We start from the raw sequence: 15648 nt of genomic DNA on the forward strand, positions 1-15648 counted from the left end.
ATCAGATTATTCTGTTAGGTGCGCTCACATTAGCACCGCCATAGATTTTCGCAAGAGCCGGACGGTGAGTTTACAAATTAGTTTTACTTTATAAACCATCAAAATCGCGTTGGCTCCAGGAACTTTGCGTAATACCTCGCACTTTAGCGCCTGCAACCGAGGTTTTGGTGCCCGAAAAACAGCGAAAATGGTACACTTCGCCCCCTCTGGATTGAAGTTCATGGAAGCTTGCTAACCACATGTTTAAAATCAGAAAAGGACTTGATCTGCCGATTGCAGGCGTGCCCGAGCCGCACGTTTCGCCTGGCGCAAGTGTCCGCCATGTCGCCATTTTGGGCGATGACTACCTGGGAATGCGTCCCTCAATGCTGGTGCAGGAAGGCGATCGCGTCATTAAAGGACAGGCGCTCTTCGAGGACAAAAAAAATCCTGGCGTTATGTTTACGGCCCCCGCGAGCGGTACCGTGGTGGCAATCAATCGCGGTGAACGTCGCGTCCTGCAGTCGGTGGTTATCCGTATTGAAGGCGACGAACAACGTGAGTTTTCCCGTTTCGACGCAGCAGACCTCGCCGCCCTGAGCCGGGAAGCCGTTCAGGCACAACTGCTGGCGTCCGGCTTGTGGACGGCGTTTCGCACGCGACCTTTCAGCAAATCGCCTGTTCCGGATACGCTTCCGGCCGCTATTTTCGTCACTGCCATTGATACCAACCCGCTCAGCGCGGACCCGGAGCCCATTATTCTGGCGCAGCGTAACGCGTTTGATGCCGGGCTAACCGTGTTAACCCGTCTGACCTCAGGGAAGGTCCACGTCTGTCAGGCGGGCGGCGGCAAACTCGGAGGCCATCCGCAGGGGCAAGTTACGTTTAATGCGTTTGCAGGCCCGCACCCGGCGGGGTTAGTCGGAACGCATATCCACTTTCTGGAGCCGGTGAGCCTGACGAAACAGGTCTGGCATCTGAATTATCAGGACGTGATTGCCATTGGTAAGCTCTTTACCACCGGTGAACTGTGCGCTGAACGGGTGATCGCCCTCGGCGGGCCACAGGCAGCAAATCCACGCCTGGTGAAAACGCTGCTGGGTGCGGACATTAATGAACTGCTTGCCGGTGAAACGAAAGAGGGCGAAAACCGCCTGATTTCCGGCTCGGTGCTCAGTGGCCGTCATGCGGCTGGCGCGCAGGCGTATCTTGGGCGCTTCCACCTGCAGGTCAGTGTGGTTCTGGAAGGTCGCGAGAAAGAGCTGTTCGGCTGGGTTCTGCCGGGCGCTGAGAAGTATTCCGTGACCCGCACTACCCTTGGGCACTTCCTGCGTCGCAAACTCTTTAATTTCTCGACCAGCACCCACGGCGGAGAGCGCGCCATGGTTCCGATTGGCAACTACGAGCGCGTTATGCCGCTGGATATTCTGCCAACTCTGCTGCTGCGCGATCTGCTGGCCGGCGACACCGACAGTGCCCAGGCGCTGGGGTGCCTCGAGCTTGACGAAGAAGATCTGGCGCTCTGTACCTATGTCTGTCCGGGAAAATACGAATATGGACCGGTATTGCGCGAGGTGTTAACCCGCATTGAGCAGGAAGGATAACAGATGGACTTAAAACACCTCTTTGAAAAAATAGAGCCGCACTTTACGCACGGGAAGCTCAGGAAGTACTACCCGCTGTATGAAGCAACGGCGACCATTTTCTACACGCCGGGGCTGGTCACAAAAGGGGCGGCACACGTCCGCGATGCTATCGACCTCAAACGAATGATGATTCTGGTCTGGTTTGCGGTCTTCCCGGCCATGTTCTGGGGTATGTACAACGTTGGTCTGCAGACCATTCCGGCGCTGCATCATTTATATGATGCCCCACAGCTGGCTCAGGTTATCCAGTCGGACTGGCACTACCGCCTGGCCCAGACGTTGGGCGTCAGCTTTGCAGCCGATGCCGGCTGGATAAGCATGATGACGCTGGGAGCCGTATTCTTCCTGCCAATCTACATCACGGTGTTTATCGTGGGTGGCTTCTGGGAAGTGCTGTTCGCCATCATTCGCAAACATGAGATCAACGAAGGCTTCTTCGTGACGTCGATTCTGTTTGCCCTGATTGTTCCACCAACGCTGCCGCTTTGGCAGGCGGCACTGGGGATCAGTTTTGGCGTGGTGATTGCCAAGGAGATCTTCGGTGGCACCGGGCGCAACTTCCTCAACCCGGCGCTGGCCGGGCGAGCTTTCCTGTTCTTTGCGTATCCGGCGCAAATCTCGGGCGACCTGGTGTGGACGGCCGCGGATGGGTTCTCGGGTGCGACGCCGCTTTCGCAGTGGGCCGCGCACGGGGGCGAAACGCTGGTTAACAACGCCACGGGCCAACCCGTGACCTGGCTGGATGCCTTTATTGGCAACATTCCCGGCTCTGTTGGGGAAGTTTCCACGCTGATGATTTTACTCGGTGGCGCCATCATTCTCTTCGGACGCGTCGCGTCGTGGCGCATTGTCGCAGGGGTAATGATTGGCATGGTGTTAACAGCCACGATGTTTAATTTCATCGGTTCCGCCACCAACCCGATGTTCTCCATGCCCTGGTACTGGCATCTGGTGCTGGGTGGGTTCGCTTTCGGCATGATGTTCATGGCCACCGATCCTGTCTCTGCGTCCTTTACCGACAAAGGTAAATGGAGCTATGGCGTGCTCATTGGTGCGATGTGTGTCCTGATTCGTGTGGTCAACCCGGCTTATCCGGAAGGGATGATGTTGGCCATTCTGTTTGCCAATCTGTTTGCGCCGCTCTTCGACTATCTGGTCGTGCGCGCCAACATTAAGCGGAGGAAAGCGCGTGGCTGAAAGCAAAAATAACGACAGCATCGGCAAAACGCTGCTGGTGGTGCTGGTCCTTTGCCTGGTCTGTTCCATTGTCGTGGCTGGCTCTGCCGTGGGGTTAAAACCACGGCAACAGGAGCAGCGTGCGCTGGATAAAGAACGCAACATCCTGGCTGTGGCCGGGTTAATGCAGGAAGGGATGAGTACAGACGACGTGGCTGAACTCTTCGCGGAGCGCATTTCGGCGCGTCTGGTGGATTTAAAAACCGGCCAGTTGCTGGATAAAGACCCGACGAAATTTAACCAGGCACTGGCACTGAAAGACCCTCAGATGAGCCTGACGCTGGAGGCATCGCAAGATCCCGCTGGCATCAAGCGTCGCAGTAACCTCGCCGAAATTTACCTTGTGCGCGATGAGCAGAAGCGGGTGCAGGAGGTCGTGCTGCCGATATACGGCAACGGGCTGTGGTCGATGATGTACGCCTTTGTGGCACTCGATACGGATGGTCGCACGGTGAAAGGGATTACCTATTATGACCAGGGCGAAACGCCGGGGCTCGGCGGTGAGGTTGAAAACCCTAACTGGCGCGCGCAGTTTGTCGGCAAGAAAGTGCTCGACGATAACGGCCTGCCTGCCCTGAAGGTGATGAAAGGGGCTGCGCGTCCGGGTGACGAATATGTCGTAGACGGGCTTTCCGGGGCAACGCTCACGTCAAAAGGGGTGCAGCACAGTTTTGATTTCTGGATGGGCGAGCTGGGCTTTGGTCCTTTCCTGAAAAACGTACGTGAAGGAGCGCTGAACAATGGCTGATACGGGTGAACTGAAAGAAGTCAAAAAGGTGCTCATTGGCCCGCTGCTGGCGAATAACCCTATTACCTTACAGGTGCTGGGAGTCTGTTCGGCGCTGGCGGTCACGACAAAACTGGAAACCGCGCTGGTCATGACCGTCGCGGTCACGCTGGTGACGGCATTTTCCAGCATGTTTATCTCCATGATCCGCCACCACATCCCGAATAGCGTGAGGATCATTGTGCAGATGGCGATCATCGCGTCGCTGGTGATTGTGGTCGATCAGCTACTGCGCGCTTTCGCGTATGAAACGTCAAAACAGCTCTCGGTGTTTGTCGGCCTGATTATCACCAACTGCATCGTGATGGGGCGTGCCGAAGCTTATGCGATGAAAATGCCTCCGCTGGCGAGCTTTATGGACGGGATCGGTAACGGTCTCGGTTACGGCGTTATCCTGCTGACCGTTGGGTTCCTGCGCGAGCTGATTGGCAGCGGTAAGCTGTTTGGCGTCACGGTGCTGGACACGGTACAAAACGGCGGCTGGTATCTGCCAAACGGACTCTTCCTGCTGGCCCCAAGCGCATTTTTCATTATCGGTTTGCTGATCTGGCTGATTCGTACCCTGAAGCCAGAACAGCAGGAAAAGGAGTAACCGACGATGGCTCATTACCTGAGTTTATTTGTGCGCGCGGTGTTTGTTGAAAACATGGCACTCGCGTTTTTCCTGGGCATGTGTACGTTTCTTGCCGTTTCCAAAAAGGTATCGACGGCGTTTGGTCTGGGTGTTGCGGTCACGGTGGTGCTCGGCTTATCTGTACCGATTAACAACCTGGTGTACAACTTTGTGCTGCGCGACGGTGCGCTGGTAGAGGGTGTCGATCTCAGCTTCCTGAACTTCATCACCTTTATCGGTGTGATTGCGGCGCTGGTACAAATCCTGGAGATGATCCTCGACAGGTATTTCCCGTCGCTATACAACGCGCTGGGGATTTTTCTGCCGTTGATCGCGGTGAACTGCGCCATCTTTGGTGGCGTATCGTTTATGGTTCAGCGTGATTACAACTTCAGTGAATCCGTTGTGTATGGTTTCGGCTCCGGCATCGGCTGGATGCTGGCTATCGTTACCATGGCGGGGATCCGCGAAAAAATGAAATATGCCAATGTGCCTGCGGGTTTACGTGGCTTAGGGATCACCTTTATCACCACCGGGCTGATGGCGCTGGGCTTTATGTCCTTCTCCGGTGTGCAGCTATAAGGGCTAACAGATGGAAATTATTCTTGGCGTGGTGATGTTCACGCTGATTGTACTGGTGTTGTCAGGACTGATTCTGGCGGCACGCGCGAAGCTGGTGAATTCCGGCGACGTGGTGATTGATATCAACGGTGAGCCGCAAAACCAGATCCGCACGCCGGCGGGGGATAAACTGCTCAATACGCTCTCCGGCAACGGGATCTTTGTCTCCTCAGCCTGCGGTGGCGGTGGCTCCTGCGGTCAGTGCCGCGTCACGGTGAAAGAGGGGGGCGGGGATATTCTGCCCACTGAGCTGGCGCATATCACGAAGCGTGAGGCGAAAGAGGGCTGCCGTCTGGCCTGCCAGGTCGCGGTGCGCCAGGACATGAAAATTGAGCTGCCGGAAGAGATCTTCGGGGTCAAAAAATGGGAGTGCGAAGTTATCTCTAACGATAACAAAGCGACTTTCATTAAAGAGCTGAAGCTTCGCGTGCCGGAAGGGGAAGATGTTCCGTTCCGGGCAGGGGGATACATCCAGATTGAGTGCCCGGAGCACACCGTGGCGTATACGGACTTCGACGTTCCGGATGAGTACCGTGCCGACTGGGACAAATTCAATCTTTTCCGTTTTGTGTCTGACGTTAAAGAACCGACGCTTCGCGCCTACTCAATGGCCAACTACCCGGACGAGAAGGGCATCATTATGCTCAACGTGCGTATCGCCACGCCGCCGCCGAATGTGCCTGATGCACCCCCGGGCGTCATGTCGTCGTATATCTGGTCCCTGAAACCGGGAGATAAGGTGACCATCTCCGGTCCGTTTGGCGAGTTCTTTGCTAAAGAGACCGAGGCTGAAATGGTCTTTATCGGTGGTGGCGCGGGCATGGCACCGATGCGTTCGCACATTTTTGACCAGCTCAAGCGCCTCGGAAGCAAGCGCAAAATCAGCTTCTGGTACGGGGCACGTTCGCTGCGAGAGATGTTCTATGATGATGAGTTTGAGCAACTGGCGCGTGAAAACCCAAACTTCACCTTCCATGTGGCCCTCTCCGATCCGCAACCGGAAGATAACTGGACCGGCCACACGGGGTTCATCCACAACGTGCTTTATGAAAACTACCTCAAGCAGCATCCTGCGCCAGAGGATTGCGAATTTTACATGTGTGGGCCGCCAGTGATGAACGCTGCAGTCATTAAGATGCTAAAAGACCTGGGTGTGGAAGATGAGAACATCCTGCTGGATGACTTCGGGGGGTGATGATGCTGACGTTTCTGGCAACTTTCGCGGTTTTTTTGCTTGTTGTACTCGGCATGTCTCTGGGCTGGATCATAAAGCGTAAAAGCATTCAGGGCAGCTGTGGTGGTATCTCCGCGCTCGGGATGGAAAAAGTGTGCGACTGCCCCGAACCCTGCGACGCCCGTAAAAAACGCATGGCGCGCGAGGCCCGGCGGATCCTGTAGTGAGTCCGGTGTTTCCCCTCTTCCTGGAGGAGAGGGGAAACACACTTCTCAACTCTCATTTCTTTACTGTATACTTATCCAGTGATGAGTGAGGGCTTACTATGCGCAAAATAATCCATGTCGATATGGACTGCTTTTTTGCCGCAGTGGAGATGCGTGATAATCCGGCGCTGCGGGATATACCTATTGCGATTGGTGGTAGCCGTGTCCAGCGCGGTGTGATCAGCACCGCCAACTACCCTGCGCGCAAATTTGGCGTGCGCAGCGCTATGCCAACTGCCATGGCGCTAAAGCTGTGCCCTCATCTCACGCTGTTGCCCGGCCGATTTGAAGCCTACAAAGAAGCCTCCCTGCATATCCGCGAGATCTTCTCTCGCTATACCTCGCTGATTGAACCTCTGTCGCTGGACGAAGCCTACCTGGATGTCACTGACAGCCTGCACTGCCACGGCTCCGCAACGTTAATGGCGCAGGAGATCCGCCGGACTATCTTCAACGAGCTAAATCTGACCGCTTCCGCGGGCGTCGCACCGGTGAAATTTCTCGCCAAAATAGCGTCTGATTTGAATAAACCCGATGGTCAGTACGTCATCACTCCGGAAGAGGTTCCGGCGTTTTTAAAAACGCTGCCGCTCGGCAAAATCCCCGGCGTGGGGAAAGTGTCTGCTGCAAAGCTGGAAAGTATGGGATTACGGACCTGTGAAGATGTACAGCGAAGCGATCTGGCCATGCTGCTTAAGCGTTTCGGTAAGTTTGGTCGCGTGCTGTGGGAGCGCAGTCAGGGAATTGATGAGCGCAGCGTGAGCAGTGAGCGGCTGCGTAAATCGGTCGGGGTTGAACGCACGCTGATGGAAGACATCCATGACTGGTCCGAGTGTGAAGTCATTATCACTGACCAACTTTATCCCGAACTGGAGCGGCGGTTAGCGAAAGTAAAACCCGATCTGCTGATTGCCCGTCAGGGCGTTAAGCTGAAGTTTAATGATTTCCAGCAGACGACGCAGGAGCATGTCTGGCCGCGACTGAATAAAGACGATCTTATCGCCACCGCGAGAAAAGCCTGGGAAGAGCGGCGGGCAGGGCGGGGAGTGAGGCTGGTGGGGTTACACGTGACGCTGCTGGATCCGCAACTGGAGCGGCAGCTGGTATTGGGGTTATAGCTGACGGATTCGTCAGCCCGGCAGGCAACGTGCTACCGGGCATCATACGGCGAATTACTTAGCAGGGATCGCTTTCAGCAGTTCAGTCAGCAGAGTCCAGTAATGACCCACGCTTTCAATATGAACCTGCTCATCCGGCGAGTGCGGACCGGTAATGGTTGGCCCGATAGACACCATGTCCATGTTCGGATACGGTTTCTTGAACAGACCACACTCCAGACCGGCGTGGATCACCTGAATGTTCGGGGTACTGTTGAACAGACGCTGGTAAGTTTCTCGCACCAGCGCCATCACCGGGGAACTGGCATCCGGCTGCCAGCCTGGGTAGCTACCTTTTGCGGAGGTGTGCGCACCCGCCAGTTTACCCAGAGACTCCAGCATGCTCACCACATACTCTTTACCGCTGTCGATAAGCGAGCGGATCAGGCAGATGATCTCCGCGCTGTCATCACTCATGGTGACCACGCCCACGTTCAGGGAGGTTTCAACCACACCTTTCGCGACGTCTGAATTACGAATCACGCCGTTTGGCGTCGCGTTCAGCAGCTGAACGAAGGCGTCGCGAGACGGGGAGGTCAGCGCCGCTTTGTCGGTAGTCACGGACTCGAGCACCACGGTCAGGTTCTTCTCTTTCGCTGACAGTTCGTTTTTCAGGATATCCAGATACACGCTGGAAAGCTTTTTCAGCTCGTCAGCTTTTGCAGCGGGTACTGCCACGGTCGTGAAGGCTTCACGCGGAATGGCATTGCGCAGTGTGCCGCCGTTGAAATCCACCAGACGCAGATCCAGCTCAGCCGCGTGGCCAGCCAGGAAGCGTGCCAGCAGTTTGTTGGCGTTGCCCAGACCCAGGTGAATATCACCACCGGAGTGGCCGCCTTTCAGCCCTTTCAGCGTCAGCTTGAAGGTCTGGAAACCAGCAGGGATCGCTTCGCGGGACAGTGGCAGGGTCGTGATGAAATCAATCCCGCCGGCGCAGCCCATGTAGATCTCACCCTCTTCTTCAGAGTCGGTGTTGATCAGAATGTCCGCCTGCAGCCAGTTCGCCTGCAGACCGAACGCGCCGTCCATGCCTGCTTCTTCCGTCATGGTCAGCAGCACTTCCAGCGGACCGTGCTCAACGCTGTCGTCCGCCAGGACCGCCAGAGCAGACGCCATACCAATGCCGTTATCTGCACCAAGGGTCGTGCCGCGCGCTTTCACCCAGTCGCCATCGATGTAAGGCTGGATAGGGTCTTTGGTGAAGTCGTGAACGGTGTCGTTGTTTTTCTGTGGAACCATGTCCAGGTGCGCCTGTAGCACAACCGGTTTACGGTTTTCCATGCCTGCGGTCGCCGGTTTGCGGATCAGAATGTTGCCAACCTGGTCGCGTTCAGCATGCAGACCTTTTTCCTTCGCCCAGCCCATAATATGTTCGGCAAGCTGTTCTTCATGGTAGGAAGGGTGGGGAATGGAACAGATTTTGGCAAAAATATCCCACAGTGGCTGTGGAGATAATTGAGACAGTTCAGACACGATAAGTCTCCTTGTCGATGCCCTGCAAAGCGAGTTGCAGGTCACAGGGTTAGCAGGTTAATAGTTACCACAAGACAGGCTTGCGAGATGCAACTGAGAATACCACTTTCTCCGATGGCTGGTAGCATAAAGCATGTAAAAACTCAGGCTCCGGGCGCTAAACACTGGTTTTTAGTGCGTCAGATCTCTATAATCTCGCGCAACCTATTTCCCCCTCGAACACTTTTTAAGCCGTATACAAACAGGCTGGGACACTTCACATGAGCGAAAAATACGTCGTCACCTGGGACATGTTGCAGATTCACGCACGCAAACTGGCTGCGCGTCTGATGCCTTCCGAACAGTGGAAAGGCATTATTGCCGTCAGCCGTGGCGGTCTGGTACCGGGGGCGCTGCTGGCACGTGAGCTGGGTATTCGTCATGTCGATACCGTATGCATCTCCAGCTATGACCATGACAACCAGCGTGAGCTGACCGTGCTGAAACGTGCGGAAGGCGACGGTGAAGGCTTCATCGTTATCGACGACCTGGTTGATACCGGCGGTACCGCGGTGGCTATCCGCGAAATGTATCCAAAAGCCCACTTCGTCACCATCTTCGCGAAGCCAGCAGGCCGTCCGCTGGTTGACGATTACGTGATTGATATCCCTCAGGATACCTGGATTGAACAGCCATGGGATATGGGCGTGGTATTCGTACCGCCAATCTCTGGTCGTTAATTCTCTTACGCACTTATTTAACGCCCGGTGATACCGGGCGTTGTTTTTTTTAGTCTGACGCGCGTTACAATGGTCTCTATATGACGTATTCATGGAGGCAACGTAATGACGCAGGCGAATCTCACCGAGACTCTCTTCAAACCCCGTTTCAAACATCCTGAAACGTCGACGCTGGTGCGCCGGTTTAATCCGGGGACCATGCCTGCCGTCCAGTCTGCATTAGACGGTAAAAACGTGCCCCACTGGTACCGCATGATTAACCGTCTGATGTGGATCTGGCGCGGTATTGATCCCCGTGAAATCCTTGATGTGCAGGCGCGTATCGTGATGAGCGAAGCCGAGCGCACCGACAGTGAACTCTACGATACGGTCGTGGGTTATCGCGGGGGGAACTGGATCTACGAATGGTCTAAACAGGCGATGCTCTGGCAGCAAAAAGCCAGCCAGGAAGAGGACGCCACGCTCAGCGGCAAACACTGGCTGCATGCAGCCAACCTCTATGCTATTGCCGCATACCCGCATTTGAAAGGTGATGAGCTGGCCGAGCAGGCTCAGGCGCTGGCGAATCGCGCCTACGAAGAGGCCGCTCAACGCTTACCGGGCCGGATGCGCGAGCTGGAGTTTACCATCCCGGGTGGCGCGCCCGTCACCGGGTTCCTGCATATGCCAGAAGGCGAAGGCCCGTTCCCGACTGTTCTGATGTGCGGCGGGCTGGATTCACTGCAAATCGACTATTACAGCCTGTATGAGCGTTACTTCGCACCAAAAGGGATCGCGATGCTGACGCTGGATATGCCCTCAATTGGCTTTTCATCCAAATGGAAACTGACTCAGGACTCGAGTCTTCTGCACCAGCATGCACTAAAAGCGCTGGAAAACATTCCATGGGTTGACCACACGCGTGTTGCTGCATTTGGCTTCCGCTTTGGCGCCAACGTCGCCGTGCGTCTGGCTTACCTTGAAGCTTCACGCCTGAAGGCCGTCGCCTGTCTCGGCCCGGTGGTGCACGCTCTGCTCAGCGATCCGACCCGGCAGGGCCGCGTGCCGGAAATGTACCTTGATGTGCTGGCCAGTCGCCTTGGCATGCATGATGCATCAGACGAAGCGCTGCGCGTTGAACTCAATCGTTACTCGCTAAAAACACAGGGGTTGCTGGGACGGCGTTGCCCTACGCCGATGATGTCAGGGTACTGGAAAAACGATCCCTTCAGTCCCGAAGAGGAGTCACGCTTAATCACTTCGTCATCTGCGGATGGCAAATTGCTTGAGGTACCGTTCAGCCCGGTGTACCAGAATTTTGACAAAGCATTGAGAGAGATCACACGCTGGATCGCGCAGAGATTGTGTTAATAGATTGCTAAATTTTGCTGGTTTGGTAAAACAGTGGCTTCACAAAAGGAGATCGCAATGACGTTACCGAGTGGACACCCGAAAAGTAGACTGATCAAGAAGTTTATGGCTCTCGGCCCGTATATTCGAGAAGAGCAGTGTGAAGAAAATCGCTTTTTTTTCGACTGCCTGGCTGTATGCGTCAACGTGAAGCCTGCACCCGAAAAACGTGAATTCTGGGGCTGGTGGATGGAAATGGAAGCGGAAGAAAAACGTTTTACGTATAGCTACCAGTTCGGCCTGTTTAATAAAGACGGCTACTGGCAAACAGCCCCCATCAAAGACCAGGAAGTGATCGACCGCCTGGAGCATACTTTGAAAGAGTACCTCGAAAAGGCAAGAGCACTGCTGGCCACCCTGGATCTGAAGCTTGAACCCGCGGATAACTTTTCCAGCGAAGCGGTTAAGCTGACGGCGTAATCGCGATATTTCTCTCTCTCTTCGCGAGGGATGGGGTGAGGGCAGTAAACCCGACCCCCTCCAGGCAAAAAAAATCCCGGCATCTGCGCCGGGATTTTTTATTTCAACAATATCAGAACTGGTAGGTCATACCCAGAGCAACGATGTCATCGCTGCTCACGCCCAGTTTATTGTCGTCATCAATCTGGTTGATTTTATAATCAACAAACGCGGACATATTCTTGTTGAAATAATAGGTCGCGCCCACGTCGATGTATTTCACCAGATCTTCGTCACCCACACCTTCGATATCCTTGCCTTTAGACTGGACATAACCCAGGGACGGACGCAGACCGAAATCGAACTGGTATTGTGCAACAACTTCAAAGTTCTGAGCTTTATTCGCAAAACCACCCGAAATTGGGGTCATATTGCGGGTTTCAGAGTACATCGCAGCCAGGTAAATATCGTTAGCGTCATATTTCAGACCGGTTGCCCATGCTTCTGCTTTTTTACCTTCGCCGCGCGTCAGCAGGTTTTGTGCGTTAGTACGGTCAGAGTTGGTGTAGGCACCGCTGACGGCGAAGTCGCTGCCACCGAAGTCATAGGTCAGAGAGGTACCGAAACCGTCACCGTTCTGTTTTTTGACGTCGCGGTTTTCGTTTTTGCCCTGATACTGCAGGGTCATATCCAGGCCATCAACCGCACCGAAGAAGTCGGTGTTACGGTAGGTGGCAAGACCGCTCGCACGTTTGGTCATGAAGTTATCAGTCTGGGCTGAAGAGTCACCGCCGAACTCAGGGAACATATCGGTCCAGGCTTCAACATCGTACAGTGCGCCCAGGTTACGACCGTAATCCAGAGAGCCAATGTCTTTCAGTTTCAGACCAGCAAACGCCAGACGCGTTTTCTGTGTAGAGTCGCTTTCGGCTTTGTTACCGGCAAATTCAGCTTCCCAACGGCCATAGCCCGTCAGCTGATCGTTAATCTGTGTTTCACCTTTAAAACCGAAACGGACGTAAGTCTGGTCACCATCTTTAGTGTCATCATCGCTGATGTAGTGCATTGCTTTAACTTTGCCGTATACGTCCAGTTTATTACCGTTTTTATTATAAACTTCGGCTGCGTGTACAGATGCGGAAGCCACAACGCCCATTACCACTAATGCCAGTGTGCTCTTTTTCATTTTCGATCCTGTCTTATAAACGCGCTAAAAAAATTCGCTGGACGATAAGCTCATGCTTAAGTCCCGTGAAAAAACAGAAAGGGTTTTAACGTTACGCAATGAAACTTTTATGACAAATTAAGAATAATTTTAAAAAACTGTGATTTATTATTTCGGTAATAAAACTGTCAAATTTTGCCGCTACGCTTCCTGATCCCGCGCAACAAAGTGTTTCGCGATGTGCTAAGGCAGTTGGCAACGGGGCTGACACCTGTTAAAACGTTCGTTTGACATCATTTTCCCTTATCGTTGAACGGCAGAGAATCATGAGTGACAGCCAGACGCTGGTGGTAAAACTCGGTACCAGTGTTTTAACAGGCGGATCGCGCCGCCTTAATCGCGCCCACATTGTTGAGCTTGTACGTCAGTGCGCTCAGTTGCATGCCGCAGGGCATCGTATTGTAATTGTGACCTCCGGGGCGATTGCCGCCGGGCGTGAACACCTGGGTTACCCCGAACTCCCCGCGACGATCGCCTCGAAACAGCTGCTGGCCGCCGTGGGACAAAGCCGACTCATTCAACTCTGGGAACAGCTGTTTTCTATCTATGGCATCCACGTCGGGCAGATGCTGCTGACGCGTGCGGATATGGAAGACCGGGAGCGTTTCCTGAACGCGCGCGATACGCTGCGCGCGCTGCTGGATAACAACATCGTTCCCGTCATTAACGAAAACGATGCCGTGGCCACCGCTGAAATCAAAGTGGGTGATAACGATAACCTCTCGGCACTGGCCGCAATTCTGGCAGGCGCTGATAAATTACTGCTCCTGACCGACCAGCAGGGGCTCTTCACCGCCGACCCGCGTTCAAACCCAGATGCTGAACTGATTACCGATGTACACGGTATCGACGATGCGCTACGCGCCATCGCAGGTGACAGTGTTTCAGGCCTCGGGACCGGCGGGATGGGGACCAAGCTGCAGGCTGCCGACGTGGCATGCCGTGCCGGTATCGACACCATCATTGCCGCGGGCAGCCGTCCTGGCGTGATTGGCGACGTGATGGAAGGCATCTCCGTGGGAACCCGCTTCCACGCGCAGGCATCCCCGCTGGAGAACCGCAAACGCTGGATCTTTGGCGCACCGCCGGCAGGCGAACTCACCGTTGATGAAGGGGCGACCGCCGCAATTCTGGAAAGAGGGAGCTCATTACTTCCTAAAGGAATTAAAAGCGTGACAGGCAACTTCTCACGTGGTGAAGTGATCCGTATCCGTAATCTCGAAGGTCGTGACATCGCCCACGGCGTAAGCCGCTACAACAGCGATGCCCTGCGCCGTATTGCGGGTCACCATTCACAGCAGATCGACGCCATTCTGGGTTATGAATATGGCCCGGTTGCCGTGCATCGTGATGACATGATTATTCGTTAAGGAGCCAGAAAATGCTGGAACAAATGGGCGCAGCCGCGAAGGCCGCCTCTTACAAACTGGCGCTCCTTTCCAGCCGCGAGAAAAACCGCGTGCTGGAAAAAATCGCTGATTATCTGGAATCGCAGTCGCAGGAGATTCTGCTCGCCAACGAGCAGGATCTGCTGGAAGCGCGTCGCAATGGCCTGAGCGAAGCAATGCTCGACCGCCTGGCGCTGACCCCGGCACGTCTGAAAGGCATCGCTGACGATGTCCGCCAGGTCTGCAATCTTGCCGATCCGGTAGGTCAGGTCATTGATGGTGGGCTGCTCGACAGCGGGCTGCGCCTTGAGCGTCGTCGCGTGCCGCTGGGCGTGATTGGCGTGATCTATGAAGCCCGTCCCAACGTTACGGTTGATGTCGCTTCCCTGTGCCTGAAGACCGGCAACGCCGCCATTCTGCGTGGCGGGAAAGAGACCTGGCGTACCAACGCCGCGACCGTAAACGTTATCCAGCAGGCGCTGGAAGAGTGCGGCCTGCCGGCAGGTGCCGTACAGGCAATCGAGAGCCCGGACCGTGCGCTGGTGAACGAGATGCTGCGCATGGATAAATACATCGACATGCTGATCCCACGCGGTGGCGCGGGCCTGCACAAGCTGTGCCGTGAGCAGTCGACCATTCCTGTGATCACGGGCGGTATCGGCGTGTGCCATATCGTGGTCGATGACAGTGCCGAGATTGAACCGGCGCTGAAGATTATCGTCAATGCCAAAACCCAGCGTCCAAGCACCTGTAATACGGTTGAAACGCTGCTGGTGCATCAGGGCATCGCCAACACCTTCCTGCCTGCTCTGAGCAAACAGATGGCCGAAAGCGGCGTGACGCTGCACGCGGATGCCAACGCGTTGGCACTGCTGAAAGACGGCCCGGCGACGGTGGTACCGGTCAAAGCGGAACAGTACGACGACGAGTTTTTGTCGCTGGATTTGAATGTGAAGGTGGTTGCGAGTCTTGACGATGCCATTGCTCACATCCGTGAACATGGTACCCAGCACTCGGATGCAATTCTGACGCGTACCCTGCGCAATGCCGATCGCTTTGTGAATGAGGTGGACTCCTCCGCCGTGTACGTGAATGCCTCAACCCGCTTCACCGACGGCGGTCAGTTCGGCCTGGGCGCAGAAGTTGCTGTCAGCACGCAAAAACTGCATGCAAGAGGCCCGATGGGCCTGGAAGCACTGACCACCTACAAGTGGATCGGCTTCGGTGATGATACGATTCGTGCGTAAATAATCACGGGTGATGCAAAAATAGCCGTTTGATTCAAAAGGGCATTGACGCATCACCCGGTTAGATCTAACCTTTTGCCCCGTGGTTACGCTCGTAACCGGCCTTTCAGGGCCGATATAGCTCAGTTGGTAGAGCAGCGCATTCGTAATGCGAAGGTCGTAGGTTCGACTCCTATTATCGGCACCATTCTAACGTCTCCCCAAGTCTACTAAAGTTCACTGAAACCCCTTATACTCTGCGCTTTACAGCCCCTTTTAGTATTTCTACGTCTACTAAAGTTCCCTGAAATCTACGGTCATTTGGGGGTACTTATGGGGGTATATGCTGT

At 54.9% G+C, this 15648-nt stretch carries 15 protein-coding genes and 1 tRNA gene; 14 read left to right on the forward strand and 2 right to left on the reverse strand.

Annotated features, from left to right (window positions below; translation table 11 throughout):
- The first annotated feature begins 239 nt into the window (after window positions 1-239).
- The 8 genes from AC2FAP_RS15925 (at window position 240) to dinB (ending at window position 7440) form a co-directional block, all read left to right on the forward strand.
- On the forward strand, window positions 240-1583 hold the full coding sequence (locus tag AC2FAP_RS15925; protein WP_073395555.1) for a Na(+)-translocating NADH-quinone reductase subunit A: 1344 nt from the start codon (window positions 240-242) through the stop codon (window positions 1581-1583).
- A gap of 3 nt (window positions 1584-1586) precedes the next feature.
- Window positions 1587-2822, forward strand: a complete 1236-nt coding sequence (locus tag AC2FAP_RS15930; RefSeq protein WP_485452989.1) for an NADH:ubiquinone reductase (Na(+)-transporting) subunit B — start codon at window positions 1587-1589, stop codon at window positions 2820-2822.
- The gene (locus AC2FAP_RS15935; protein ID WP_449541510.1) at window positions 2815-3609 is read left to right on the forward strand and encodes a Na(+)-translocating NADH-quinone reductase subunit C; all 795 of its coding nucleotides are present in this window, start codon (window positions 2815-2817) and stop codon (window positions 3607-3609) included. The genes AC2FAP_RS15930 and AC2FAP_RS15935 overlap by 8 nt, the downstream gene beginning before the upstream one ends.
- Complete coding sequence (locus AC2FAP_RS15940; RefSeq protein WP_025205100.1) at window positions 3602-4240, forward strand: NADH:ubiquinone reductase (Na(+)-transporting) subunit D; 639 nt, start codon at window positions 3602-3604, stop codon at window positions 4238-4240. Before AC2FAP_RS15935 ends, AC2FAP_RS15940 begins: the two co-directional genes overlap by 8 nt.
- A 6-nt stretch (window positions 4241-4246) precedes the next feature.
- Window positions 4247-4843 carry an NADH:ubiquinone reductase (Na(+)-transporting) subunit E gene (gene nqrE / locus AC2FAP_RS15945; protein ID WP_044867920.1) on the forward strand — a complete coding sequence of 199 codons (597 nt, stop codon included), beginning with the start codon at window positions 4247-4249 and terminating at the stop codon, window positions 4841-4843.
- 10 nt (window positions 4844-4853) lie between these two features.
- The gene (gene nqrF / locus AC2FAP_RS15950; RefSeq protein WP_025205098.1) at window positions 4854-6077 is read left to right on the forward strand and encodes an NADH:ubiquinone reductase (Na(+)-transporting) subunit F; all 1224 of its coding nucleotides are present in this window, start codon (window positions 4854-4856) and stop codon (window positions 6075-6077) included.
- On the forward strand, window positions 6077-6280 hold the full coding sequence (gene nqrM, locus AC2FAP_RS15955) for a (Na+)-NQR maturation NqrM (protein WP_020882787.1): 204 nt from the start codon (window positions 6077-6079) through the stop codon (window positions 6278-6280). The genes nqrF and nqrM overlap by 1 nt, the downstream gene beginning before the upstream one ends.
- 101 nt (window positions 6281-6381) lie before the next feature.
- The gene (gene dinB, locus AC2FAP_RS15960; RefSeq protein WP_014168765.1) at window positions 6382-7440 is read left to right on the forward strand and encodes a DNA polymerase IV; all 1059 of its coding nucleotides are present in this window, start codon (window positions 6382-6384) and stop codon (window positions 7438-7440) included.
- A gap of 54 nt (window positions 7441-7494) precedes the next feature.
- On the opposite strand, the gene pepD is transcribed toward dinB, so the two are convergent.
- Window positions 7495-8952: a cytosol nonspecific dipeptidase gene (gene pepD / locus AC2FAP_RS15965; RefSeq protein WP_032677472.1), complete on the reverse strand. Its 1458-nt coding sequence runs from the start codon at window positions 8950-8952 to the stop codon at window positions 7495-7497.
- A gap of 260 nt (window positions 8953-9212) precedes the next feature.
- Here pepD and gpt point away from each other — a divergent pair, with 260 nt between their 5' ends.
- The 3 genes from gpt (at window position 9213) to crl (ending at window position 11480) form a co-directional block, all read left to right on the forward strand.
- Window positions 9213-9671 (forward strand): xanthine phosphoribosyltransferase, encoded by a 459-nt coding sequence (gpt, locus tag AC2FAP_RS15970; protein WP_010427903.1) that lies wholly within the window; start codon window positions 9213-9215, stop codon window positions 9669-9671.
- Window positions 9672-9776: 105 nt separating this feature from the next.
- Window positions 9777-11021, forward strand: a complete 1245-nt coding sequence (gene frsA, locus AC2FAP_RS15975) for an esterase FrsA (protein ID WP_014168767.1) — start codon at window positions 9777-9779, stop codon at window positions 11019-11021.
- A gap of 57 nt (window positions 11022-11078) precedes the next feature.
- On the forward strand, window positions 11079-11480 hold the full coding sequence (crl, locus tag AC2FAP_RS15980; protein ID WP_020882784.1) for a sigma factor-binding protein Crl: 402 nt from the start codon (window positions 11079-11081) through the stop codon (window positions 11478-11480).
- 112 nt (window positions 11481-11592) lie between these two features.
- Here the strand turns inward: crl and phoE are convergent, their stop codons facing one another.
- Window positions 11593-12645: a phosphoporin PhoE gene (gene phoE, locus AC2FAP_RS15985; protein WP_014168769.1), complete on the reverse strand. Its 1053-nt coding sequence runs from the start codon at window positions 12643-12645 to the stop codon at window positions 11593-11595.
- 305 nt (window positions 12646-12950) lie between these two features.
- Between phoE and proB the strand changes: the two genes are divergently transcribed.
- The 3 genes from proB to AC2FAP_RS16000 all read left to right on the forward strand — a co-directional run bounded on the left by proB (window position 12951) and on the right by AC2FAP_RS16000 (window position 15506).
- A complete protein-coding gene (gene proB / locus AC2FAP_RS15990) occupies window positions 12951-14054 on the forward strand; it encodes a glutamate 5-kinase (protein WP_020882782.1) in 1104 nt (367 codons plus the stop codon).
- A gap of 11 nt (window positions 14055-14065) precedes the next feature.
- Complete coding sequence (gene proA / locus AC2FAP_RS15995; protein ID WP_014168771.1) at window positions 14066-15319, forward strand: glutamate-5-semialdehyde dehydrogenase; 1254 nt, start codon at window positions 14066-14068, stop codon at window positions 15317-15319.
- Window positions 15320-15430: 111 nt separating this feature from the next.
- Window positions 15431-15506: transfer RNA gene (locus tag AC2FAP_RS16000), tRNA-Thr, on the forward strand.
- The last annotated feature ends 142 nt before the right edge of the window (window positions 15507-15648 follow it).

The sequence above is a fragment of the Enterobacter cloacae complex sp. 394I7 genome (assembly GCF_057320345.1).